At 68.4% G+C, this 24719-nt stretch carries 15 protein-coding genes; 2 read left to right on the plus strand and 13 right to left on the minus strand.

The window, feature by feature from the left end:
* The 13 genes from AC1DXX_RS24385 to AC1DXX_RS24445 form a co-directional block, all read right to left on the minus strand.
* The gene (locus AC1DXX_RS24385) at positions 1 to 1152 is read right to left on the minus strand and encodes a metallophosphoesterase family protein (protein WP_478136792.1); all 1152 of its coding nucleotides are present in this window, start codon (positions 1150 to 1152) and stop codon (positions 1 to 3) included.
* Positions 1153 to 1244: 92 nt separating this feature from the next.
* Positions 1245 to 6395, minus strand: a complete 5151-nt coding sequence (locus AC1DXX_RS24390) for a malto-oligosyltrehalose synthase (RefSeq protein WP_478136793.1) — start codon at positions 6393 to 6395, stop codon at positions 1245 to 1247.
* Positions 6385 to 8259, minus strand: a complete 1875-nt coding sequence (gene treZ / locus AC1DXX_RS24395; protein WP_478136794.1) for a malto-oligosyltrehalose trehalohydrolase — start codon at positions 8257 to 8259, stop codon at positions 6385 to 6387. The genes AC1DXX_RS24390 and treZ overlap by 11 nt, the downstream gene beginning before the upstream one ends.
* A complete protein-coding gene (glgX, locus tag AC1DXX_RS24400; protein WP_478136795.1) occupies positions 8256 to 10418 on the minus strand; it encodes a glycogen debranching protein GlgX in 2163 nt (720 codons plus the stop codon). The genes treZ and glgX overlap by 4 nt, the downstream gene beginning before the upstream one ends.
* Before the next feature lie 38 nt (positions 10419 to 10456).
* A complete protein-coding gene (locus AC1DXX_RS24405; protein WP_478136796.1) occupies positions 10457 to 11152 on the minus strand; it encodes a mechanosensitive ion channel family protein in 696 nt (231 codons plus the stop codon).
* A 36-nt stretch (positions 11153 to 11188) separates the two neighbouring features.
* The gene (gene treS, locus AC1DXX_RS24410) at positions 11189 to 14500 is read right to left on the minus strand and encodes a maltose alpha-D-glucosyltransferase (RefSeq protein WP_478136797.1); all 3312 of its coding nucleotides are present in this window, start codon (positions 14498 to 14500) and stop codon (positions 11189 to 11191) included.
* Positions 14501 to 14511: 11 nt separating this feature from the next.
* Positions 14512 to 16554, minus strand: coding sequence for an alpha-1,4-glucan--maltose-1-phosphate maltosyltransferase (locus tag AC1DXX_RS24415; protein WP_478136798.1), 2043 nt, complete (start codon positions 16552 to 16554; stop codon positions 14512 to 14514).
* Positions 16551 to 18443, minus strand: coding sequence for a 1,4-alpha-glucan branching protein GlgB (glgB, locus tag AC1DXX_RS24420; RefSeq protein ID WP_478136799.1), 1893 nt, complete (start codon positions 18441 to 18443; stop codon positions 16551 to 16553). Before glgB ends, AC1DXX_RS24415 begins: the two co-directional genes overlap by 4 nt.
* A gap of 180 nt (positions 18444 to 18623) precedes the next feature.
* Positions 18624 to 18941, minus strand: a complete 318-nt coding sequence (locus tag AC1DXX_RS24425) for a hypothetical protein (RefSeq protein ID WP_478136800.1) — start codon at positions 18939 to 18941, stop codon at positions 18624 to 18626.
* A 118-nt stretch (positions 18942 to 19059) separates the two neighbouring features.
* A complete protein-coding gene (locus tag AC1DXX_RS24430; protein WP_478136801.1) occupies positions 19060 to 19398 on the minus strand; it encodes a four-helix bundle copper-binding protein in 339 nt (112 codons plus the stop codon).
* A gap of 144 nt (positions 19399 to 19542) precedes the next feature.
* Positions 19543 to 20319: an alpha/beta hydrolase family protein gene (locus AC1DXX_RS24435; RefSeq protein ID WP_478136802.1), complete on the minus strand. Its 777-nt coding sequence runs from the start codon at positions 20317 to 20319 to the stop codon at positions 19543 to 19545.
* Positions 20303 to 21466: a DUF3182 family protein gene (locus AC1DXX_RS24440; RefSeq protein ID WP_478136803.1), complete on the minus strand. Its 1164-nt coding sequence runs from the start codon at positions 21464 to 21466 to the stop codon at positions 20303 to 20305. The genes AC1DXX_RS24435 and AC1DXX_RS24440 overlap by 17 nt, the downstream gene beginning before the upstream one ends.
* A gap of 27 nt (positions 21467 to 21493) precedes the next feature.
* Entirely contained in the window at positions 21494 to 21721 is a 228-nt protein-coding gene (locus tag AC1DXX_RS24445) for a hypothetical protein (RefSeq protein ID WP_478136804.1), read from the minus strand.
* A 187-nt stretch (positions 21722 to 21908) separates the two neighbouring features.
* Between AC1DXX_RS24445 and AC1DXX_RS24450 the strand changes: the two genes are divergently transcribed.
* Together AC1DXX_RS24450 and AC1DXX_RS24455 are read left to right on the plus strand one after the other, a co-directional pair.
* Positions 21909 to 23093 carry an amylo-alpha-1,6-glucosidase gene (locus AC1DXX_RS24450; RefSeq protein WP_478136805.1) on the plus strand — a complete coding sequence of 395 codons (1185 nt, stop codon included), beginning with the start codon at positions 21909 to 21911 and terminating at the stop codon, positions 23091 to 23093.
* 177 nt (positions 23094 to 23270) lie between these two features.
* On the plus strand, positions 23271 to 24719 hold a 1449-nt coding region (locus AC1DXX_RS24455), incomplete at its 3' end, for a PAS domain-containing protein (protein ID WP_478136806.1).

The raw sequence follows: 24719 nt of genomic DNA on the forward strand, positions 1-24719 counted from the left end.
TTACGCGTGCTCCGTGGAGGCCGCGGCCGATGCGCCCGGTGCGCGCTGCGCCAGTTCGGCCGCCAGCAGCGCGAGCGCATCCTGGGCAATGCGCGCCTCCGGTGAGTCGAGGTCGGCCTGCGCGTCGCGCAGTTCCTGCACCACCTCGCCCAGGTAGCCGTCGGCCTGCAGGCCGGCAATGTCTTCGTCGGTGGGCACGAGCCGCAGCGCCGACAGGTCGGCCTGCAGATGGCGAGCGCGCGCCTCCGCGCGACCGATGGCCGCCTGCAGGCGCTGCAGCCCCGCGACGTCGATCCGGCCCTGCACGCGCAGGTCGACCACATCGTGCGAGCCCAACTGGTCCAGTTGCACGGTCAATGCGTCGGCGTCGCTGGCGATCTGCAACGCCGCACCGATCGATTGCCATCGAAACTGCGCGACTGCGAGCTGGGTCACCTGCGGCTCGGCACCTGGCGCTGCAATGTCCACCAGCAGCGCCTGGCCCGATCCGTTGTCCTTGAAGCGGTCCGGCTCCGGCGTGCCGGCGTACCAGGTCCGCGCGTCGATGCGCTTGCAGCCGTGCCAGTCGCCCAGCGCGAGGTAGTCGAGCCGCGCGGTCGATGCGCGGTCGGGCGCGATCGGGTTCGTCGAATCGATGTCCTCCGGCAGAAGGCCCTGCACACTGCCGTGCGCCAGGCCGATGCGCAGCATGCCCGTGGGCGTTTCGGCCGCGTCGAACCAGGCCGTGAGGTCGTTGTAGGTGTGGCGCTGCGCGAGCGGCGCGGGCAGCACGGCAAAGCGTTGCGCCTCGAATACGCGGGCTTCGGGTGCGAGCAGCGGGTGGACGTTCGACGGCACGGCACCCAGCCGCTGCGCGCGCGTCCACACGCTTTCTGCGAGGGCGGCGTCGTGATTGCCGGGAATCATGAGCCAGGGGCCCGTGTAGCTCGCGAGCGCGTTGAACAGCCGGCGCAGCGTGCGCTCCGAGACGGTCTGCACGTCGAAGACGTCGCCGGCAACGAGCACGGCATCCACCTGGTGCTCGGTGGCCAGCGCCGCGAGGCGCTCGACCACCGCGATGCGCGCCTCGGCCAGGATCGGCGCGTGCTCGGGATCGAAGGTCGCGAACTGGCGGCCGATCTGCCAGTCGGCGGAGTGAAGAAAACGTGTCATGGGGCGTGTCCGGTGCATCGGTCGCAGAGGGCGCGATCAGAGCAGGCGGGCATTGTCGCCGGTCGAGCGCAGCCTCACGCGTCCTGCATGCTTCAGCCCGCGATGCCTGCGACCAGGGCCGCCCACGGCATGTGGCGGAATGCGTCCGCCAGCCGCACCGTGCCGCCATCGGCCGACAAGGATTCGCCCGTCAGGAGGTTCTCCAGGACGATCGCATCGTGTCCTGCGGGAAGACGCACCGTCGTGCCGTTCCATCTCGCTGCATCGGGCAGCGCCGGCGCTGCGCCGTCATCGGTGCCGGGGCGCGAAAGGCCGGCGAACAACCGCCCCGCCACGATCAGAAGCATCTGGCCGCCATGCCGGCGCGCAAAGGCCACGACGTGCTTCGACAGCGGCCCTTCGACCGCCAGCGCTTCATATCCGCCGTCGCGGAACAGCGCAGGCTGCCGGCGCCGCAAGGACAACAGGCGCCAGATGAACCAGAGCTTCGCGTGGCCGTCGTGCGGCGCCCGGGCCATCGAGGCCACGCGCTCGGCGAGGCCGTCCTGGCCGGCCATCGCATGCAGCGCATCGAGCCGTTGCTGGCGCAGCGCGTAGTCCACCGGACGCCGGTTGTCCGGATCGACGAGGCTCAGTTCGATGAGCTCGCTGCCCTGGTAGAGATCGGGCACACCGGGCGAGCCGTATTTCAGCAGCGTGAGCGTGAGGCTGTTCCAGGCGCCGAACCACGCCAGCCTGTCCGCCAGCCGCTGGATGTCCGGGAGGCACGCGCCCTCCTTCGGATCGGCCAGGAGCTCGCGCACGAAACGCTCGAGTGCGGCCTCGTAGTCCGTATCGGGCTGGGTCCATCGCGTGCGCAGCTTGGCCTCGCGGGCGGCCTTTTGCATGTATTGCCAGATGCGGTCGCTGTAGTCCGGCGCGGTGCCGGCGTCGAGCCCGCCAAGGGGCAAGGTGCCGAGCAGCGTCTGGTACAGCAGGTATTCGTCGGCGCGCGATGGCGCCTCGCCGGTCGGCAGTTTCTTCCGCGTGCCACGGCACAGGCCATGCCAGCGCGTCAGCGCCAGCACCCACTCGTTGGGCATTTCGGACAGCACGTCGATCCGGTTGCGCACATCTTCCGAGCGTTTGTTGTCGTGCGTCGAGGTGGCGAGCATTGTGTGGGGCCAGCGCAGGGCGCGGTCGGCGCTGAGCGCATGAAACGCCTCGACCTCGATGCCGAACAGGTCCGGTTCGCCCCCCACCTCATTGAGCGCACTGAGCGGAAAGTAGCGGTAGAAGGCCGTGTCTTCCACGCCCTTGGCCGCCACCGGCGCGCTGAACTGCTGGAAGCGCACCGCAAAACGGCGCACCCGTTCGCCCAGGGCGGGCGGCGCCGAGGCAACGGCCTCCCCCCGCAGCGCGCACCGCACGAAGCCGAAGATCGAGCGGTCGGCATCGCCGCTCTGCCGTGCGGCTTCGTCGACCGCCTCGTCGATGAAGCGCTCGTCCTGCGCCGAAGGGCCGTCGACGATGTAGGTGCGATAGACCGGCATGCACGCGCCCACGTCGGCCAGGGCGCGGCGCAGCGCATTGAGCGTGTAGTCGCGCGTGCTGCGGTCGGCCCTCGCGATGCGCAGCAGCTCGGTCGACAGCACGTTCAGTTCCGAGGCGAGCGCATTGCGCATCACCTCGCGCCGGCCGGCGCGCGATACCGAGGCGAAGTCCTCCGCGTCGCCGGTGAAGCGGTGCCACGCGTGCAGGACGCTCGCCTCGGCGGCGGTGTCGACCAGCACGCCGTTGGCCACGTTCGCGAAGCGGTAGCCGGTGGTGCCGTGCACGTGCCAGCTCTCGGGCACTTCCTCGTGCGCCCCGGCGATCTTCTCGGCCACCACGTACAGCGGCCTTGCAGGCCGTCCCTCGGCATCGTGCGGAGGCAACACGAGCCCGGCGCGTCGCGCGTAGCCTTCCTGCAGCTTGCGGAAGTAGCCGGCCGGATCGTAGAGCCCGTCGGGGTGATCGATGCGCAAGCCGTCCACCGCGCCGGATGCGGCGAGGTCCAGCGCGAAGGATTGCGTGGCCTCGAACACCTCGTCACGCTCGATGCGCACGGCCGCGAGGTCGTTGATGTCGAAGAAGCGGCGGTAGTTGATTTCGTCCGCCGCCACCCGCCAGTGCGCGAGCCGGTAGGCCTGCGCCTCGATCAGCCGGTGCAATGCATCGCGGGCTTCCGGCAAGGCGAGGTTCAGTTCCGCCACTGACGCCACGAGCGCTTGCGCCACCGAGGGGTGGCGCTGCGCAAGCCGCGCGAGCCGAGCCTTGAGCAGTTCCTTGTCGCGCACGCGTTCCGCTCGCTCCCCGGGAGAAGAGGTGCCGCGTCCCGGCAGATGGCCGAAGGCCGCGGCAAGGCTCGCCAGCCGGCCCGCCGCCTCCGCATCGCCGAGCCGCGCCAGCGCCCGCTCGAGCACCACGGGATAGCTCTCGGGCGCGAGCGGAAACCGGTGGCCGAAATAGCCGATGGCAAAGCTGCCGGTCGCGTCCTCGAAGCGGAGCACCAGCTCGCCGTTTTCCAGCGCCTCGCCGTAGTGCACGCCCAGCACGGGCAGCAGCACCTTGCCGGTCAGCTCGACGTTGAGCGGCTGCCAGTCGATGTCGAAGTGCTGGGCGAACAGCGAGGCGGGCCCGTTCTCCAGCACATCCATCCACCATGCGTTGTCGGCGCCGAACACGCCCATGTGGTTGGGCACCATGTCCAGCAGCTGGCCCAGTCCGTTCGCCTTCAGCGCCGCGACGAAGCGCGCGAAGCCTTCGGCGCCGCCGAGCTCGGGGTTGATCTCCGCATGTGCCACCACGTCGTAGCCGTGCATGCTGCCCGCACGGGCGCGCTGGATCGGCGAGCAGTACACATGGCTCACGCCGAGCTTCGCGAGATAGGGCAGCACGCGGATCGCATCGTCGAAGCCGAAATCCTTGTGGAACTGCAGCCGGTAGGTGGCGCGCGGCACGCGGGTCTGGAGACCGGGCAGTGCATTCCGTTCGCCCTGTTCGACCTGGCGCGGCCGGGCCGCGCGCAGCGCCCGGCCGAGGCCGCGCATGCGCTCGCCGCCGGCCAGCGCCGCGAGCGGCACGGGCAGCTTGCGCCGCCAGTTGGGATGCGTGTCGACCGTGCCCGGCATGTTTGCTTGCGCCGTCGCCCCCGCCACGTCCTCGAGCTGGACCATCATCAGCGCCGATGGCGCGGCCGCCAGGAAGGCGTGCGCCGCCTCCACGACGCGGGCGGACGGCATCGCGAGCCCGGCAGCCTGCGCCACGTCCTCGCGCGACAGCAGGCCGGCGTGCTGCATGGCCCGCATCAGCTCGATGCGCTCCTGCGCCCGGTCCATCAGCTGTTTGTCGAAGACGGCCGGGTCGGGAAACAGGCCCAGCACCAGCCGCTCCCGGAGGTCGTGGCCCGTCCACCAGCCTGCGAAGGTCGCGAGGTCGTGCGTGCTGATCGCGACCAGTGCAGCCGGCGGGTAGGCGTCGGGGGGATTGAATCCACCACCTTGCCGCTTCTCGAAATAGAGCAGCCGGTAGGAGAGCACGTCGGCCCGTGCCAGCGCGGTTCGCACCGCATCTTCCACCGTGCCGAGGTCTTCGCCCACCACCAGGCAGCGGTGCCGATGGCTCTCGATCGCCACGATGGCGAGCATTTCGTCGAGCGCGTAGTAGACATACGCACCCTCGTTCGCACCGCGGCCCGGCGGAATCCAGAACAGGCGCATCAGGCCCATCACGTGGTCGATGCGCAGGGCGCCCGCGCCGCGCATGCCGGCGCGCAGCGTGTCGATGAAAAGGCGGTAGCCGTCGGCACGCAGGCGGTCGGGGCGCAGCGGCGGAAGGCCCCAGTGCTGGCCGGCGGGATTGAACTCGTCCGGCGGCGCACCGACGCTGGCGCCTTCCGCAAAGCCTTGCTGCAGCGACCAGGTGTCGGAGCCTGCGCGGTCGACCGACACCGCCAGGTCCACGTACAGGCCGACGCCCATGCCGAGCGCCTCGCAGCGGGCCGCAGCCCGTGCCAGCTGGCGGGTGGCCAGCCACTGGAGGTACTGGTGGAATTGCAGGCGCTGTGCATGCGCCACCGCGAAGGCGGTCACCTCGGCGGAGCCCGGATCCCTGTAGGCGCTCGGCCACGCGTGCCAATCCCACGCACCGGGATCGGCCGCCAGGAAATGGCCGTGCAGGGTCTCGAAGAGTGCGTGCTGCTGCAGTGCCTCGCCGCGCTCCGCAACGAAGGCCAGGAACCTCCTGCCCGTCTCGTCGGGCGCGCCCTCCAGCGGCAGGTGCCGCGTGCAGAAATCGGCGAACAGCAGCTCGAGCACTTCGAACTTCGCCGCGGCCACGCCCGCGTAGTCCACCAGGGGCGCGGCCCGCAAGGCGGCGAGCCGCGCCTGGAAGCCGGGCGAATGCACACGCTCGCGGGCCGGGGTGCAGCCCGCGAAATCGTCCACCGCCTCCACGTCGATGTACAGCACGTTGAGCTGGAGACGGGACGAGGGGCTGTACGGGCTCGCATGCGTCGGCGTGCTCGCGAACAGCGCATGCAGCGGATTGAGGCCGACGATGTCGGCACCCTGCCCCGCCATGTGCACGACGAGCTCCTCGAGATCGCTGAAGTCGCCGATGCCCCAGTTCCGCGGCGAGCGCAGGCTGTAGAGCTGCACCGCCGCACCCCAGACACGCCCGCCGCCGCGCACGGCGGGCGGCCGGTAGCAGGCGCCCGGCGAGGCAAGGACCAGCGTCTCTGCGCGCAGTCCTTCGATGCGCAGCCGGTGGTAGCCCGCCTCGAGGGCCAGCGGAACGTGCAGGATGCGCTCGCGCAGCGAGAGCCCGTCGCCTTCGAAGCGGTGGCCGGTCTCGGGCAGCGCCTCGACATCGATCTCGTCCCCGTGCATGCGCCCTTGCTCGTCGCTGAGATGCCAGCGGAGCCGGCGCATCGAATCCGGCAGCCGCAACGGCACCGACCACGAAGGGCTCGATGCCTGCACGACCTGCACCGGCGGAAGTGCCTCGGTCCAGCGCGCACGGCGTGCTGTCTCCAGTGCGCGACCCGCGTCGGCCAGGTCGTCGATCTGCACGCCGAATTCGGCCAGCAGCGCAAGCAGGCTCTGCACGGAGACCTCGCGCCGTGCCCCGAAGGCATCGAAATAGCCGGTGGCAATGCCGAAGTGCTCGCACAGCCGCCCGAGGTCGCCGTTGACGTGGCGGTGGCGTGCCTCATCCACCATGCAGGTGCTCCAGCGTCACATGCACCGCGCCGCGCGCCAGCCGGAGGTTGCTGCCTTCGCGGCCAGTCGCGCCGTCGCTGTAGACGACCTCGCCGGGCGGCAACGCAACGCCCTCCACCGGCTGCGGCCCGAAGTGGGCGAGCAGGTGCAGCCGGCCCGCCACCCCGCCCTCTTCCTTTGCCGGCCCCAGCTTCCATTGCACCTGGAGCAGGTCGTTTTCGCAGCGGTAGACGCCCGCGCCGGCCATGCCGGCCAGCCGCGGCACGATCAGGCGGTGGCGCAGGTCCAGCAGCTGCTGTACCTCGCAGAGCCTCGAAAAATGCGCGCGTGTCCCGCGCTCCCGCCAGCGCAGCTTCGAAGCCAGGAAGGTCGCTTCTGCATTCGGGTCCGGAATGCGCGCGCGGGCGGCTTCGTCCGCGAACGCGGCGAAGCCGCCGAACTCCGCGCGCCGCCCCTCGGACACCGCCGCCGCCAGGTCCGGTCCGAAGTCGCAGAAATACTGGAATGGCGTGGAGGCGGCGAACTCGTCGCCCATGAACAGCATCGGCACATGCGGCGACAGCAGCAGGCAGGCCAGCGCCGCGTGCACCAGCACCGGATCGGCGAGCGCATGGATGCGCTCGCCGAACGCGCGGTTGCCGACCTGGTCGTGCGTCTGCAGGAAGGACACGAACGCCTGCGGCGGCAACCGGGTGCTCGGCTCGCCGCGCCGCTCGCCGTGGCGGAACGCCGACGGCTGCCCCTGGTAGACGAAGCCCTCGGCCAGCGCACGGGCGAAACGGCACACCGGGTCGTCGGCATAGTCGGCGTAGTAGCCGTCGCGCTCGCCCGTGGCCAGCACGTGCACCGCGTGGTGCAGGTCGTCGTTCCACTGCGCCGTTCCTGCCATCGGCAGGCCATGCCCGTCGCGCACCAGCATCGAGGCCTGGTTGGCATCGTTCTCGAGCACCAGGTGAACGTGGCGCTGCAGGCCCGGGCCGGCCTGCAGCGCCTCGCGGATTTCCCGCACGATGTGCGGTCGCGTCTCGTCGTGGATGGCATGAACGGCATCCATGCGCAGGCCGTCGAAGCGGAACTCCTCCACCCAGTACAGCGCGTTGTGAATGAAGAAGTCGCGCACCGTGCGCGAGCCCGGCCCGTCGAAGTTGATCGCGGAACCCCACGGTGTCTGCCGCCCGGCGTTGAAGAACTCGGGGCAGTACGCATGCAGGTAGTTGCCTTCCGGCCCGAAGTGGTTGTAGACGACGTCGATCAGCACCATCAGCCCGAGCGAATGCGCCGTGTCGACCAGCGCCTTGAGCTCGTCGGGCGTGCCGTACGAGGCATCGGGCGCGAACGGCAGCACGCCGTCGTAGCCCCAGTTGCGCCGCCCCGGGAAATCCGCCAGCGGCATGAGCTCGATGGCGGTGATGCCGAGTTCGGCGAGTGCGCCCAGCCGTTCGCTTGCGGCGTTGAAACTCCCCTCTTCGGTGAAGGTGCCGACGTGCAGTTCGTAGACCACCGCCTCTTCCCACGGCCGGCCGCGCCATGCGCCGTCCGTCCATTCGAAGCGCTGCGGGTCCATCACCACGCTCGGTCCGTGCACGTCATCGGGGTTGTAGCGCGACGCCGGATCGGGCACGCGTGTGCCGTCTGCGAGGCGGTAGCCGTAGCTGTCGCCCTGCTTCGCCGCCGGTACCGACACGCGGTGCCAGCCCTGGCCATCGCGCGCCATCGGCCGCGACACGGTCTCACCGCCGGTCGCGTAGTGTTCGAGCACGATGGTTTCCGCCGAAGGCGCCCAGAGCGCGAAGTCCACGCCGTCAGCCTGCACCGTGGCGCCGAACGGCATGCGATGCGAACGGCGGCCCGGCGCGGCGCTCATGGCCGCACGTCCGGCCGGCTCATCACGACGAGCGAGCGGCACTGCAGCGGATAGCTAGCCTCCGCCCAGGGGAGCGCCAGCGATGCCGCGTCTTCGGTCGTGGGCGGCGGCGAATTGCTCGCGGTGTCCACCAGCAGCCGCCACGCGCCGTGCGGCGCCGGCGGCAGCGTGAAGGCGATCTCGTCGTGGTGCGCGTTGAGCAGCACCAGGAAGTCGTCGTCGTGCTGCGCCTCGCCGCGCGGCCCGTGGTCGGCGATGCCGCCGCCGGGGATGTACATCGCGATGCAGCGCGCATTGGTGTCGTTCCAGTCCTCCGGCCGCATTTCCTCCCCGTCGGGCTTGAGCCAGTGGACGTCGGTCACGGTCTCGCCTTCCGCGGGCTTGCCCGCGAAGAAGGTGCGGCGCCGGAACGAGGGGTGTGCGCGGCGCAGCGCCACCATGCGCTCGACGAAGGTCGCCAGCGCCAGCCGCTCGGGCGTGGGCGTCCAGTCGATCCAGCCGAGCGCGTTGTCCTGGCAGTAGACGTTGTTGTTGCCTTGCTGCGTGTGGCCGCGCTCGTCGCCGGCCAGCAGCATCGGCACGCCCTGCGACAGCAGCAGCGTGGCCAGCAGGTTGCGCTTCTGGCGCTCGCGCAGGGTCACGATCTCGGGGTCGTCGGTGGGACCCTCGACGCCGCAGTTCCACGAGACGTTGTGGCTGTTGCCGTCGCGGTTGTCTTCGCCGTTGGCCTCGTTGTGCTTCTCGTTGTAGGAAACGAGGTCGTGCAGCGTGAAGCCGTCGTGCGCGGTGATGAAGTTGATGCTGGCGCTGGGCCGCTTGCCCGACCAGCCGTACAGGTCCTCCGAGCCGGTGACGCGCCTGGCCACCTCGCCGATGAGCCCGCCGTCGCCCTTCCAGAAGCCGCGCAGGCCGTCGCGGTACTGGTCGTTCCACTCGGCCCAGCCGAGCGGAAAGTTGCCGACCTGGTAGCCGCCGTGGCCCAGGTCCCAGGGCTCGGCGATGAGCTTCACGCGGTTGAGCGTGGGGTCCTGGCGGATCGCGTCGAAGAAGCCGCCCAGGTTCTCGACCTTGCCGGCCTCGCGCGCCAGCGCCGAGGCCAGGTCGAAGCGGAAGCCGTCGACGTGCATTTCCTCGGCCCAGTAGCGCAGCGAATCCATCACGAGCTGCAGCGCGTGCGGATGCTCGAGGTTCACGGTATTGCCGCAGCCCGTGAAGTCGTCGTAGTAGCGGCGGTTCTCCGAGTTGACGATGTAGTAGGACGCGTTGTCCACGCCGCGCATCGACAGCGTGGGCCCGAGCTGGTTGCCCTCGCAGGYGTGGTTGTAGACCACGTCGAGGATCACCTCGATGCCTGCCGAGTGCAGCGTCTTCACCATGGTCTTGAACTCCTTCACCTTGCCGGAGGCGCTGTAGCGCGTCTCGGGCGCGAAGTAGTCCAGCGAGTTGTAGCCCCAGTAGTTCTGCAGTCCCTTCTCGGCGAGATGCCGGTCGTTGAGGAAGCTGTGCACGGGCAGCAGCTCCACGGTGGTGACGCCCAGCCGCCTGAGGTAGTCGACCACCGGCGCGCAGCCGAGCGCAGCATAGGTGCCGCGCAGTTCGGGCGGCACGTCGGGGTGCGTCATGGTGAAGCCGCGCACGTGCATCTCGTAGATCACCATGTCCTGCCACGGCACGGAGGGGCGGCGGTCGTCGCCCCAGGTGAAGGCGGTTTCGAGCACGCGGCCCTTGGGCATCAGCGGCGCGCTGTCGCGGCGATCGAAGGAGAGGTCCTCGCGCTTGCTGCCCACGGTGTAGCCGTAGAGCGCGTCGCCCCACCGGAGTTCGCCCACCAGGTCCTTGGCATACGGGTCGACCAGCAGCTTGTGGGCGTTGAAGCGGTGCCCCTCCTCGGGCTTGTAGGGCCCGTGCACGCGGTAGCCGTAGGCCTGGCCGGGGCGCGCCTCGGGCAGGTAGCAGTGCCACACGCCGTCGGTGCGCTCGCGCAGCGGTATGCGCTGCAACTCGTGGCGGCCGCGCTCGTCGAACAGGCAGAGCTCGACCTTGTCCGAATGCTGCGAGAACAATGCGAAGTTGACGCCTGCCCCGTCCCAGGTGGCGCCGCGCGGATAGGGTCGGCCGGGCCAGATGGCCGTGATCGTCGGATTGTTTTTTCGTGTCATTCGGCGGCCCGGTGGGCGAGGTTGCGGGAGACGGTGTGTCAGCGTGGTGGCCGGTCGTTGTTGTCCTTGATCTGCCGCGGCCACCAGCGCTCGATCTGGGCCTTCGCCCAATCCTTGCCGGCGAGTCCGAATGCCAGGGCCAGGGCAAAAACCACCCCCGCCAGGATCACGAGGAAGCTCTCGCGCACGATGTCGCCGCCGACCTTGATCTGGTCGAGCGCGATCAGGATCACGAAGGCCATCACGGCGTACTGCGCGACCTTGCCGAAGAGTGCCGCATCCTGCATCTTCAGGCTACGGAAATAGCTGCCCACCGCTTCGCCCACGAAGCGCGCGAAGTAAGAGCCGAAGGCCAGCACCAGCAGCGCCACGAACACGTTCGGCACGAACCAGACGATGCGCCCCAGCAGATCCGCGATGTAGCTCAGCCCCATGCCGTTGAAGGCAATGAGCAGCGAGGCCAGGATCACCAGCCAGTACGTCAGGATGCCGAACAGGCTGCTGGTGTCCCCCGCCAGCCCGCCTTGGTGCAGGAAGTTGTCGAGCCCGGCACGCTCGGTCAGCACGTTGAAGTTGATGGCGCGCAGTGCCTTGGTCACCGCGAAGCGGGCCGCCTTGGCGACCAGCCAGCCGACGAACACCACCACCAGCGCGATCAGCAGGCGCGGAACGAAGGCGCCGACCTGGTAGAGGATGGCGCGCAGCGGCTCCAGGTGAATGCCGAAGTTTTCCATGGTGTGTCTTCCCTCGAGGTTGCGTCGGTGGTGGCGTCAGGCGCGGGACTGCCGGATCAGCGCGAGCACGCCGTGCAGCGGGACCTGCGCCCAGTCGGTGCGGTTGTTGAGCTCGTAGCGCAGCTCGTACAGGGCCTTGTCGAGCTCGAACAGCGCGAGCAGTTCGGTGTCGAGGGCGGCGCCGTACCCGGCCAGGAAGGCGTCGCGGGTCGCCTGCTCCCACGCGATGGCCGGCGCGGCCAGCCGCTCGGCCTCGTCCAGGTTCTGCGCCACCCGGCGCAGCGCCGACCAGCGGGCGTAGTTGAACGAACGCAGCATGCCCGCCACATCGCGCAGCGGCGAGCTCTTGGCGCGGCGCTCCTCGAAGGCGCGCGCGGGTTCGCCCTCGAAATCGATGATGACGAAGTCGTTGTCCTTCACCAGCACCTGGCCCAGGTGGTAGTCCCCGTGGTAGCGGCTCTTGATGCCGGCGCCTTCCACCGGATGGCGTGCCTCGATGCCGGCCCGCAGTGCGTCGGCCGCGGCGAGCAAGGTGCGTGCATCGGCCTGCGCGGTGGGCGGCAGCAGGTCGAGCCGCTCGCGCAGCAGCGCGAGCGTTGCCGCCGCATCGTCCGCCGCGTGCGTCTTGAAGCCGGCAAAGTCGGCGGCCACCAGCGGCTCGGGGTCGAAGGCCGCCGCGCCGCTGCGCGTGGCGAGCGCGCGATGCAGCTCGGCCGTGCGCCGGCCCAGCGTGGCCATGAGCGCGAGGAAGCCGCCGTGCACCGCGGACACGTCGGGCCCGTCGGGCGTGGTGCCGTCGGTGGTCGCCGCGTCGCGCAGGAAGCGCTCGAGGTAGCCGAGCGTGTAGTCCCAGCCGTCGCCCTGGTTGGACACGTAGCTCTGCACCATCGCAAGGGTCATCGTGCGGCCGTCGTTGGCCATGTATTCGAGCGCACCGAGCACCGGCACGCAATGCGGGTAGCCCGCCACCTCGGTCAGGAAGCGGCCCATCTCCAGCTCGGGGTTGATGCCCTCGCGCAGGTGACGGTAGCCCTTGAGGAACAGGGTCTCGCCCAGCGTGAGCACGGTGTTGCTGCTCACGCCGCTCGGACGACCGACGGCCAGCGCGTCGATGTCGGCATCGCTCTGCACGAAGGCGGCCGTCGGCTTGAAGACCAGCCTGCCGTTGACCGTCGGCAGTTCCGCGCCCTTGCGGATCGCGCGCACCAGCTCGCGGCAGAACGCCTCGTCGTAGAAGGCGTCGCCCATCAGGCCGACCTGCGCCTGCTGCCGCACCTTGGCGAGCGCGGCCTGGGCCACGCCGGCCATGCGCTCCTCGTCGCGCTCTTCCCAGGCCAGCGCGAGCGGCATGAAATAGGTGGCGCCGCCGGGCGGGCCGTCGAGGTCGAGCAGCGGCAGCATCCAGCTCATGCCGCCGGTCTCCCAGATCGCGTGGTCGACCAGCCGCGCGCGCTGGATGGCCGTGCCCTTCGAGGCGTACCAGCGCTGGATCTCGATGTGGCGCGGCAGCGTCTCCAGCTCGAACTGGTTGCGCATGCGCTCGGACATGCCGATGCGCCACGGCATCACGCGGTCGCGGAAGAAGCTGGTCCAGCCGTCGAACAGCACCAGCGTCGGCCACTCCTGGAGCGCCACGCCTTCCTGGTGCCAGCTCGGCGCGTCGACCTCGGCCGCGAGCTTGAACCAGTAGAACCCGTACGAGGCCAGCGTCAGCAGGTACGGCAGCTCGCCGATCGGCGGAAACGGCGCCCGGCCCAGCATCTCGATGGGCACGCGGCCCTTGAAGGCCGACAGGTCGAGTTCCACCGGCTGCGCCGCCCGCGAGAGGTTGAAGACGGTCAGGATGATGTCGTCGTCGTACTCGCTCAGGTAGGCCAGGATCTTGCGGTTGCCCGGTTTCAGGAAACGCCGCCTGCCGCGGCCGAAGGCGTAGCTGGTCTTGCGCACCGCCAGCATGCGCTTGGTCCAGTTGAGCAGCGAGCTGCTGTCGCGCGCCTGCGCCTCGACGTTGAGCGCCTCGTAGCCGAACATCGGGTCCATGATCGGCTGCAGGTACAGGCGCTGCGGGTCGGCGCGCGAGAAGCCGGCATTGCGGTCGGGGCTCCACTGCATGGGTGTGCGCACGCCGTTGCGGTCGCCCACGAACACGTTGTCGCCCATGCCGATCTCGTCGCCGTAGTAGATGATGGGCGAGCCCGGCATCGACAGCAGCATGCCGTTCATGAGCTTCACGCGGTCGAGGTCGTTCTCCATCAGCGGGGCCAGCCGCCGGCGGATGCCCAGGTTGATGCGCGCGCGCATGTCGGCGGCGTACATGGTGTACATGTAGTCGCGCTCCTTGCTGGTCACCATCTCGAGCGTGAGCTCGTCGTGGTTGCGCAGGAAGATGGCCCACTGGCAGCCCTCCGGAATGTCGGGCGTCTGCTGCATGATCTCGACGATCGGGTGCCGGTCTTCCTGCGCGATGGCCATGTACATGCGCGGCATCAGCGGGAAGTGGTAGGCCATGTGGCACTCGTCGCCGTCGCCGAAATACTCGCGCACGTCCTCCGGCCACATGTTGGCCTCGGCCAGCAGGAACCGGTTCTTGTACTGCGCGTCGATCGCGGCGCGCAGCTTCTTGATCACCGCGTGCGTCTCGGGCAGGTTCTCGTTGGTGGTGCCGTCGCGCTCCACCAGGTAGGGAATGGCATCGAGCCGGAAACCGTCCACGCCCATGTCCAGCCAGAAGCGCATGGTGCGCAGGATCGCCTCGAGGACGGCCGGGTTGTCGAAATTCAGGTCGGGCTGGTGGCTGAAGAAGCGGTGCCAGAAATACTGCTTGGCGACCGGGTCCCAGGTCCAGTTGGAGGTCTCGGTGTCGGTGAAGATGATCCGCGTGCCCTGGTAGAGCTGGTCGGTGTCGCTCCACACGTAGAAGTCGCGCTCGGGCGAACCCGGCGGCGCGCGCCGCGCGGCCTGGAACCACGGATGGTCGCTCGAGGTGTGGTTGATGACCAGCTCGGTGATCACGCGCAGGCCGCGCTCGTGCGCCTCGGCCAGCATCTCGCGGAAGTCGGCGAGCGAGCCGTACTGCGGATGCACGTTCTCGTACTCGGAGATGTCGTAGCCGTCGTCGCGCAGCGGCGAGGGATAGAACGGCATCAGCCAGATCGTGTTGACCCCCAGCTCCTTCACATAGTCGAGCTTGGCGGTCAGGCCCTGGAAGTCGCCCATCCCGTCGTTGTTCGAGTCGAAGAACGCCTTCACGTTGAGCTGGTAGATCACCGCGTCGCGGTACCACAGCGGATCGTCGCTGGTGTCGATCTCGACCGTTTCGAGCGTGATGTGGGAGACGGGAGCGTTCATGGGCAGCGACCTCAGAGGAAGTAATCGAAGTCGCGCTCGTCGCCATGCCGTCTGCGGACGACGAAGATGTGCGCGGGCATGGTGCCGGGATCGAGCCGGATGTAGTGCCAGTCGCCCTGCCAGACGAAGCGCTGGCCGCTCAGCAGGTCGTGCATCTGGAAGGCGCGCGAGCGCGGAACGCCCACGCTTTCGGGCTCCAGCCCGAGCCAGCCCGACTGCGGGGTGTGCGGGTCGAGGTTGACCACGGTGACGATCACGTTGTCGCCCTCGGGCGAGGCCTTGGCATAGGCCAGCAGATGCTCGTTGTCGATGTGCAGGAAGCGCAGGCTCCTGTCCCACTGCAGCGCCGGGTTCTCGTGGCGGATGCGGTTCACGCGCGTGATGAAGGGCGCGAGGCTGGCCGGGTCGTCGTGGTTCCAGTGCCGCAGCTGGTACTTCTCTGAATCGAGGTATTCCTCGCTGCCGGGCGAGCGCGGCAGGTGCTCCCGCAGTTCGTAGGTGGGCCCGTAGATACCGTAGTTGGCCGCCAGCGTGGCGGCCAGCACCAGCCGCGTCATGAACACGGCGGGTTCGCCGGTCTGCAGCTGCTCGTGCAGGATGTCGGGCGTGTTGGGCCACGCATTGGGGCGGAAGTAGTCGATGCCCGGACCGCTCGAGAGCTCGGTGAAGTATTCGACCAGCTCTTCCTTGGTGTTGCGCCAGGTGAAGTAGGTGTACGACTGCGAGAAGCCGAGTTTCGCGAGCCGGTGCATCACCTTCGGCCGCGTGAAGGCCTCGGCAAGAAAGATCGCCTCGGGATGGTCGCGCTTGACCTCACCGATGGCCCACTCCCAGAACGGGAAGGCCTTGGTGTGCGGGTTGTCCACGCGGAAGATGCGCACGCCCTCCCCGATCCAGTGGTCGATCACGCTCTTCAGCTCGGCCCACAGCGCGCGCCAGCCGTCGCACTCGAAGTTGAAGGGGTAGATGTCCTGGTACTTCTTGGGCGGGTTCTCGGCGTACTGCACGGTGCCGTCGGGACGCCAGCGAAACCAGTCGGGGTGCGCCTTCACGTAGGGATGGTCGGGCGCGCACTGGAAGGCGATGTCGAGCGCGATCTCGAGCCCGTGCTCCGCGGCGCGCGCGAGCAGGTGCCTGAAGTCTTCCTCGGTGCCGAGCGCCGGCAGGATCGACTTGTGCCCGCCTTCGGCCGCACCGATGGCCCACGGGCTTCCGACGTCCTCGGGGCCGCTCGCGAGTGCGTTGTTGGGCCCTTTGCGCTGCACGCGGCCGATCGGGTGGATCGGGGGGAAGTACAGCACGTCGAAGCCCATGGCGGCGATGGCCGGCAGGCGAGCCTCCACATCCCTGAAGGTGCCGTGCACGCCGGGCTCGGCAGCGGTCGAGCGCGGGAACAGTTCGTACCAGGTGCTGAAGCGAGCCCGCTCGCGGTCGGCGACCAGCGGCAGCTCGGCCGGATGGCGCACCTCGTGCCGGCGGTCGGGATGGCGGCGCGCCAGCGCGGCGTACTCGTCGTCGAGCGCCAGGGCCTTCAGCGAGGTCACATCGGAGGCAGGGTCGGCCGCCATCGCGTCGAGCTCGCTGGCCCAGCGCTGCAGCGCGGTGCGGTCGGCGCCCTCGGCCCGCGCGGCGGCGGCCGCGATCTCCAGCGCGCCGACCTGCGCGGCGACGCGCACGTCGTCGGGATCGACACGCCGCGCCATCTCGTGCCGCCACGAGTCGAACGGGTCCACCCAGGCCACCGCCGTGTAGACGTAGCGCCCCGGCGACGGCGGGGAAAACGAGGCTTCCCACACGTCGTTGCCGAGCGGCTTCATCGGCACTTCGCGCAACTCCGCATGGTCGTGAGCGCGCCAGCACAGCTGCACGCGCAGCACGTCGTGCCCGTCGGTGAAGCAATGCGCCCGGACCTGCACCCGCTCGCCGGCCACGCACTTCACCGGGAAGCGGCCGTTGTCCACGCACGGCAGCACGGCGTCGATGACCGCGCGGACGGTGCCGTTGTCGATGTCGGCCGCCGCGGGAGCCGGCCGTGTCGCAAAGATGTTCTTCATGAGGGGCGGTGCTCCAGGATCAGCGTGGACAGCGGCGGCAGGGTCAGGCACACCGATTGCCGGCGGCCGTGGGAACGCACCGGCGCCGCCTCGACGCCGCCGAGGTTGCCCCAGCCCGAGCCGCCGAACTCCGTCGCATCGGTGTTGATCACCTCGCACCAATGGCCGCCCAGCGGCACGCCCAGCAGGTAGTTGGTGCGCGGCACCGGGGTCATGTTGCTCACCACCAGCAAGGGGGGGCTGCCGTCGCGCGCCTTGCGCAGGAAGGCGAACACGCTGGCGTCGGCGTCGTCGGCCGCGATCCATTCGAACCCGGAAGACGAAAAGTCGACCTGATGCAACGCCGGCGCGCTGCGGTAGACGCGGTTGAGCTGGGCCACCAGGCGCTGCAGCCCACCGTGCCCTTCGAGCTCGCAGACCCACCATTCGAGTTCGCCGTCGTGCGTCCACTCGCGGCGCTGGCCAAACTCGCCGCCCATGAAGAGCAGCTTCTTGCCCGGATGCGCCCACATGAAGCCGAACAGCGCCCGCAGGTTGGCGAACTGCTGCCAGGTGTCGCCGGGCATCTTGTTGAGCAGCGAACCCTTGCCGTGCACCACCTCGTCGTGCGAGAGCGGCAGCACGAAGTTCTCGTGGAAGGCGTACACCAGCGAGAAGGTCAGCTTGTGGTGGTGGTACTTGCGGTGGATGGGCTCTTCCTTCATGTACGACAGCGTGTCGTGCATCCAGCCCATGTTCCATTTCTCGCCGAAGCCGAGGCCGTCCATGTCGGTGGGCCGGGACACGCGCGGCCAGGCGGTCGACTCCTCGGCCACGGTGATGGTGTCGGGGTGCTCGCGGTAGACGGCGCGGTTCAGGGTCTGGAGAAAGTCGATGGCTTCCAGGTTCTCGCGGCCGCCGTGGCGGTTCGGAATCCATTCACCATGCTGGCGCGCGTAGTCGAGGTACAGCATCGACGCGACGGCGTCCACGCGCAGCCCGTCCAGGTGATAGAGGTTGAGCCAGAACAGGCCGGACGACACGAGGAAGCTGCGCACCTCCGATCGGCCGTAGTTGAAGATGCTCGAATTCCATTCGGGGTGGAAGCCCTGCCGCGGGTCGGCGTGCTCGTAGAGGTGCGTGCCGTCGAAATACGCGAGACCGTGCTCGTCGGTCGGAAAGTGCGAAGGCACCCAGTCGAGCAATACGCCGATGCCCTGCTGGTGCAGGTGGTCGACGAAGTACATGAAGTCCTGCGGCGATCCGAAGCGCGCCGTCGGTGCGAAGTAGCCGGTGGTCTGGTAGCCCCACGAACCGTAGAACGGATGCTCGGTCACCGGCATGAGTTCGACGTGGGTGAAGCCCATGTCGTTCACGTAGTCGGCGAGCTGGTGCGCCATCTCGCGGTAGTCCAGGAACCGGCCGTCGCGGCGCCGCCATGACCCCAGGTGCACCTCGTAGACCGACATGGGCGCGTCGAGCGCATTGCGCGGTCCGCGGTTTGCCATCCACTGCGCATCGCCCCAGTCGTACGAGAGTTCGCAGATGCGCGAGGCGGTGGCGGGCGGCGGCTCGGCGCTGAAGGCGACGGGGTCGGCCTTGTCGACCGTGTAACCGCCGTGGCGGGAGTGGATGCGGTACTTGTAGGCCTGGCCGACCGCCGCGCGGGGCGCATGGCCTTCCCAGATGCCGGTGCCATCGGGGCTGGGTGCCAGTGGGTCGGCATCGCCGGACCAGTGGTTCCAGTCGCCGACCACCGAGACCGACTCCGCATTCGGCGCCCACACCGCGAAGCGGGCACCCCCCTCTTCCTGCGGATGGCAACCCAGAAGGTCGTACAGGCGGGAGTGGGTTCCCTCCCGAAAAAGGTATGCGTCTTGCTCGTCCTGGCGTGAATGGTTCAACGGCACCGGCGTTCCTTGATTGAATTGAAGGCCAGCGGAGCAGTTGTTCAAGGAACGACTCCGGTCCTCGCATGGCCTGCGCTCAATCTGCAGGGTCGCCGGATGCCGCAGATAAGGCCTGCGCCGCCTCGCCGTGTCGGAGAGTTGCCCGTGTCGCGCGTGCGCCCGCCGTCGAGCGGGGAGCGTTCAGACGTTCACTTCGCAGGCAGTCGCGTGAGCCTGCTGCAACGGGGAAAGATTCCGGCGAGTGCGAAAGTCGTCGAGGGTGAGTTCGATCGCATGCCGGGGATCGGCCCTGTAGCGGGCAATGGCGGCGGCCTGAATTGCATCGAAGTACTTCTTGCACACATCCAGCAACAGGTCACCCATCTCGCGCACGCCGAACACGTCGTGCAGGGTGTCCTCGGAAATCTCCACCACGATCCGTACGCCGTCCGGTCCGTTCGGATAGACGGCGAAACGCACCGTCGCGGTATCGAAACAATAAATACCCTCGAAGTCCATGCCTGTCTCCTTTTTCGGAGTGTTCCGCGCGGCGGACATTGAACGCGCATTGAGGTGCGCCGGACGATGGATTTCTACGCGTGTTCAGGCAGGACCTTGCCTACAAACGGGGCCGGTTTCAGATGGTGACCATGCGCTGGCATTCCGTTGCGCACTGCCCGCAGGCTTCGGCGCAGCGCCGGCAGTGGTCCATGTCGTGGCTGGCGCACTCGGCCTCGCAGAGCCTGCAGATGTCGGTGCACAGGCAGCAGAAGAGGCCCGCGTTTTCGCTGTGCCTCGCCATCGCGCCCGCGGCCGTGGTGCAGATCGCCGCGCAGTCCAGATCGAGTGCAATGCATCGCGCCAGGGTGCTGGACGCTTCCTCGACGCACGCCGCGGCGCAGCGGTTGCATGCGGTCGCGCAGGCATTGCAAAGCGAGATGCAGCGATTGAAGTCAAAGGAGCTCGGGTTCGTCATTTCTGCTCCCTGGGAAGCCTGGAAAGAGACAGGACGTTTCCTTTTCCTCCCGCGGCAGGCAGCCCGATGTGGGAAGAGACCGCTCCCGGGTGTCGTCCGGGCCATGGGTTGCGGCCGGGACGCCGCCGTGAAGCCTCTCGCCTCTCAAGCCGGGCTCGTGGACACCGGCTTGGTGAGCGTGGACGTGGCCTTGGCGCCGAGCGTCATCTCCGTGATCCAGGACACCAGCAGCGACCCGTAGGCCTGGCGGGATTCCTGTTTCGACAGCGCGTGGTCCGCGCCCGAGAGCACGCGATAGGTCACCGAGCGGACGCGCTTGAAGGCGGCGAGGTAGTTCTCGACCACCGGATGCGGCACGATGTGGTCGTCCTCCGACTCGACGATCAGGACGTCGCCAGCAAAATCGGCGCAGGCAGCCAGCGCGCGGTTGTCCTTGGGGCCGACCAGCGAGCGGCGGTAGGTCACGAGGTCGGACCGGCTCAACTGCCCCTTGGGCGTGTCCCATTCGCGGTCGCGGTAGAGCGCAGGCGCGCGCAGCGCCAGCCAGCGCACGGGCCGCATGGCGCTCACCAGCGCGGCGAGATAGCCGCCGTAGCTGCTCCCGACGATGGCGATGGCCTCGGGATCGACCGTCGGGTGGCCGACCAGCACGTCGTACGCCGCCAGCACGTCGCGCAAATTGTCTTCGCGGGTCACTTCCAGGCGCTGGGCGGCATGGCGGGCATGCCCTCTCAGATCGAAGGTCAGGCACACGCAGCCGAGCGCCGCGATCTCGCGAGCCCGCCTCAGGTACTGCTCCTGGCTTCCATCCCAGCCGTGGACCAGGAGCACGCCCGGCACCATCGTCGACGCCGCGAACAGCGTCCCCTCGATGTGCTGGCCATCCACGGGGATATCGATGGTGCTATGGCGTGTCGGCATGCGGGGTCAGCAACGTGTATTTGGCGAGCGGCCCGACCTGGCTGTCGACGCCCTGGTAGGACACGATGGCGTTCGCGGGCACCGCGGCGGGTCCGTACACCTCGAAGGACGATGCGCGAACGCGGTCGCACCCGGGATGCCTGTGGAACGATTCGAGCGCCGCGATTTCGGCACCGGTGGCACCGCCCACCCGCCACGACTGCTCCAGCACGCCGGAGCGCCAGGCCCCCCCGGTGCCGGCGCCCTGCACCACGTCGTAGTTGACGCGCGAGGCGAAGAAACCGGGGTAGCACGCAATCACCGCCCGGTGATAGCGCCGCGCCTGGTCGATCGCGTGACGAAGCCGGGGCGCCAGGCCCGTGCCGGCGAGCGTCTCGAAGTCGCCGCGCACCAGCGTCAGGTCGGAACCGCCGTACACCTCGTCACCGGCGTTGTCCCGGGTCAGGCGCTGCTGGCCGTAGTAGCTGACGACCATCCGCTCCACGATCACCTGTCCGACGCTGAAGGTTTCGGGCCGCTCGAGGTTCTCTTCGAGCACGACGCCGTGGACCGCGATATCGGCCTCGTCCATGGCGTCGATGCAACGGTCGAGCGCATCGGCATCCCTCGCGACGACCTGGCCGCGGCCGCCCGTTGCCCCCACCGGCTTCACGCGCACGACGCCGGACCCGAGCAGCGCGCGCCCTGCCCTGCGCGCCTCTTCGCGCGAGAAGCACGAGAAGCCGGCCAACGCCGCACCGGCGATCTCGGAAGCGAAGCGGGTGCACCAGCCCGGCGGCCGCGGTGCATCGGTACCGGCCACCGGGTGAGTGATCGCCTTGGTGGCGACAAATGCATGCGGTACCATGCCGCCGAACAGGTCGTGCACCCCCGCGATGCCCATGGCATGCGCCAGCCCCGGGTCTGTCACGGTGTCGCTCGGCACGAAGTACGGCGGCTGCGCATACGGCTGCCGGGAATCGTAGGCGCCCGCGAAGGCGCAGCCCTTGAGAGCGGCGAGCCGCTGCGCGAAGTCGGTTCGCGTGGCGTGCTCATGCTCGCTGCAGTAGTCCTGCGGATCCAGGTCCCACGTCACGACGCTGCGAAGGTTCGGCAGCGACGCAGGCGGGCTCGATGCGACAGGCCTGGAACCGGAGACCGGGTTCACGGCGATGGTCGAAGAGGAGTGCCGCGATCAAGGCCTGTGCACCTTTGCCTTGTCCTTCTCCGCCGAAGGCAGCTTCACCTTCGTGACAGTGACGGACACCGGATCGCTGGCGGGAAAGGATTCTTCAACACCGCTGTCCAGCGCCTCTTCACTGGCGGGCTGCTCGGTGGGTTTCACGGCCTCGGCAGGCGCCTTGCCGTGATTCTTGGAGGTGGGGAAAGGAAATGCCTTCTGCTCTTTCTGTTCCGAAGTCATGGTGCCTCCTGGCATGTACGCCCCGCCTCGAAGGAGGAAGAAGCTCCGCCATGTTCGCCGCAGGTTGCCGACACGCCCGGTCGGAAGGTGCAGCGGATGCGCGTGGGAACAGTCTGGCGCCGGCCACCGGCCCGGCGAACAGCCGGCGGATGATAAAAAGGCAGTCCCCAGGCGACGATATGCGTTCATGACCGACCTTGATGCCCCCGCGCGCGCGTTGATCGACACCTGCTCGCAGGCTTCACTCGCGCTTCTGGAGTGCAACCTGACGCCGCACGGCATCCTGGCCGCCAGCCCCACCGAGGCCGCCGTGGCGCGGCGCTACACGCGCATCTTCGGGCGCGACGCCGCGATATGCGTGATGGCCATGTGCGGCAGCGGCGTGCCCGCGCTCGAGCAGGGAGCGGTGGCCAGCCTCGACGCGCTCGCGGCACAGCAGGCGACCAACGGACAGATCCCCAAATACGTCGACCCGGAGGGCCACGATGCCGACTTCTGGTATCTGGGCTGCATCGACGCCACCTTGTGGTGGCTGATTGCGGTCGATCATGTGCGCCGTCATGGACGCGTCGGTCTCTCGCACTGGGACAGCGGGGTGCGCCGCGCGATCGGCTGGCTGCTGGCGCAGGAGCACCAGCACTTTCGGCTGCTGCAGCAGAACGAGGCCAGCGATTGGGCCGACATCATGCCTCGCTCGGGGTATGTGCTGTACAGCAACGCCCTCTGGTACGACGTCAAGCGCCGCTACGCGCTGGACCATGCCGAGGAGACGCAGCACCACTTCAATCACCTGTTCAATCCGTTCCAGCGCGACCTGCCTGAGTACCACCGGGCCCGGCTGCTGCGGCACTATGCGCGCCGTGGCCGGCGCGATCCCGGCCTGTACCTCAGCTTCGTCAATCTGGCCGTCGTCGGCAACGAGGGGGACGTGTTCGGCAACGTGCTGGCCCTGCAGAGCGGACTGGCCGATGCCACCATGGCACGCCGCATCGTCCAGACCATCATCGCGGCACGTGCCGGCGATCCCTACCCCGTGCGTGTGGTCCTGCACCCGCTGTCGCGCCAGCATGAACTGTGGCGGCCGTACATGGCGCGCCATCAGCAGAACAGCGTGCACCAGTATCACAACGGGGGCATCTGGCCCTTCGTCGGGGGCTTCTGGGTGATGGCGCTCGCCCAGCAAGGCCTGCACGAACTGGCCTGGTCCGAGCTCGCGCGGTTGGCGCACGTCAACGGACTCGACGACTGGCGTTTCACCGAGTGGTTTCATGGCCGGACGCTGGCGCCGATGGGGATGGCCGGGCAGAGCTGGAACGCCGCGACCTTTCTGCTCGCACAACGCGCCCTGCTGGGCGACAAGGCGGCTTGCTGACGGTGCGCAGCGGGTATCTCAACCGGATTCGAATTGGGATTGCGGATACCGGGGCATCGCATATATTGGGTCAATCCGTTTGCGCGAGGCGGCCTTGAAGCGATTCATGGAAGGCGAAGATCGACAGCCGGTTGCGCCGCTGCCCTCTGCTGTTTGACAACCTGCGAGCCCATGCCCATGCAAACCCCACCTGCCCCCACCRCAAGCTCGGCCCCGTTGGCGGAGACGGCGCCAATCGTCGAGCAGTTGCCCGTCGGCATTTTTCGCAAAGACGCTGCCGGGCGCTTCATCTTCGTCAATCCCCGGTTCTGCCAACTCAAGGGCACGCCTGCAGACCAGATCCTGGGCCGAACGGCGGCCGAGATCGCCTCCGGTGCCGCGCAAGACGGGCACTCGATGTGGCGTCCCGATCTCGCCGCGCAGGAAAGCCTTCACCACACGCTGATCATGCAGACCGGGCAGCAGGTCGAGCGGCAGGAAGCGCTTTCCGGTGCTGGCGGCCAGCCGCTGTCTTTGCAGGTTGTCGAGTCCGCAGTGAGGGGCCCTGGCGAGACGATCGTTGGCAGCCAGGGGGTCTTGTTCGACGTCTCCCCTCGCATGCAGACGGACGAAATGCTGGTGGACGACCATGAATTGCTCCGGGCGCTGCTGGACAACTCTCCGGACCACATCTATTTCAAGGACACCCAGTCTCGTTTCATCAAGTCCAGCACGGCCCAGGCCCTCGAGTTCGGAATGGCCACTCCCGACGGGCTGGTGGGCAAGTCGGATTTCGACGTCTTTTCCGACGAGCACGCCCGTCCGGCGTTCGAGGACGAACAGGAAATCATCCGCACGGGCTTGCCGATGGTCGGCAAGGTGGAAAGGGAAACCTGGATAGATGGGCGGCCCGACTCCTGGGCCTTGACAACGAAGATGCCTCTGCGCAACCGTGCAGGCCAGATCATCGGAACCTTCGGCATCACCAAGAACATCTCCGACCTGAAGGAAGCCGAACGCCAGGTCGCCGAGGTGAACAAGCAGTTGATCGAAGCCTCGCACCTGGCTGGCATGGCCAGGATCGCCATCAATGTGCTGCACAACGTCGGCAATGTGCTCAACAGCGTGAACGTCTCCACGGCGGTGATTCTCTCGGGCCTTCGCGCCTCGAAGATCCACGGGCTCACGCGGGCGGTCCAGCTGATGGAGGCGCACGCAGACGACCTGGGTGCGTTTCTGGCGTCCGACGCCAGAGGAAAGATCCTTCCCGGCTACCTGTGCCAATTGGCCCCCGTGCTGGTGGCGGAGCAGCACGATGCCATCAAGGAGCTGATGGCTCTGAGCAAGAACGTGGAGCACATCAAGGAAATCATCGCCGCACAGCAGACCCATGCCGGAGCCTCCAGGCTGCTGGAGACGGTGCAGATCCACGAACTGGTGGAAGACGCATTGCGCATCAACGCAGAGGCGTTGGCGCGACGCCGTATGGTGGTGGAAAAAGAGATGGCGCCCGTTCCCGAGTTGCCACTGGACAAGGGGCGGATACTGCAGATCCTGGTGAATCTGATCGCCAATGCCGAGCAAGCCATGGAGGGTGTGTCAGATCGCGAGCCAAGGCTCGCACTGCGGGTGGATCTGGCGCAAGGC

The sequence above is a fragment of the Variovorax sp. P4_B10 genome (assembly GCF_056402375.1).

Bases quoted from the DNA above. Each gene is read 5' to 3' on its own strand.
- AC1DXX_RS24385 (WP_478136792.1), bottom strand. From the start codon at position 1,152: ATGACACGTTTTCTTCACTCCGCCGACTGGCAGATCGGCCGCCAGTTC.
- AC1DXX_RS24390 (WP_478136793.1), bottom strand. From the start codon at position 6,395: ATGGTGGATGAGGCACGCCACCGCCACGTCAACGGCGACCTCGGGCGG.
- treZ (WP_478136794.1), bottom strand. From the start codon at position 8,259: ATGAGCGCCGCGCCGGGCCGCCGTTCGCATCGCATGCCGTTCGGCGCC.
- AC1DXX_RS24405 (WP_478136796.1), bottom strand. From the start codon at position 11,152: ATGGAAAACTTCGGCATTCACCTGGAGCCGCTGCGCGCCATCCTCTAC.
- treS (WP_478136797.1), bottom strand. From the start codon at position 14,500: ATGAACGCTCCCGTCTCCCACATCACGCTCGAAACGGTCGAGATCGAC.
- AC1DXX_RS24415 (WP_478136798.1), bottom strand. From the start codon at position 16,554: ATGAAGAACATCTTTGCGACACGGCCGGCTCCCGCGGCGGCCGACATC.
- AC1DXX_RS24425 (WP_478136800.1), bottom strand. From the start codon at position 18,941: ATGGACTTCGAGGGTATTTATTGTTTCGATACCGCGACGGTGCGTTTC.
- AC1DXX_RS24430 (WP_478136801.1), bottom strand. From the start codon at position 19,398: ATGACGAACCCGAGCTCCTTTGACTTCAATCGCTGCATCTCGCTTTGC.
- AC1DXX_RS24435 (WP_478136802.1), bottom strand. From the start codon at position 20,319: ATGCCGACACGCCATAGCACCATCGATATCCCCGTGGATGGCCAGCAC.
- AC1DXX_RS24445 (WP_478136804.1), bottom strand. From the start codon at position 21,721: ATGACTTCGGAACAGAAAGAGCAGAAGGCATTTCCTTTCCCCACCTCC.
- AC1DXX_RS24450 (WP_478136805.1), top strand. From the start codon at position 21,909: ATGACCGACCTTGATGCCCCCGCGCGCGCGTTGATCGACACCTGCTCG.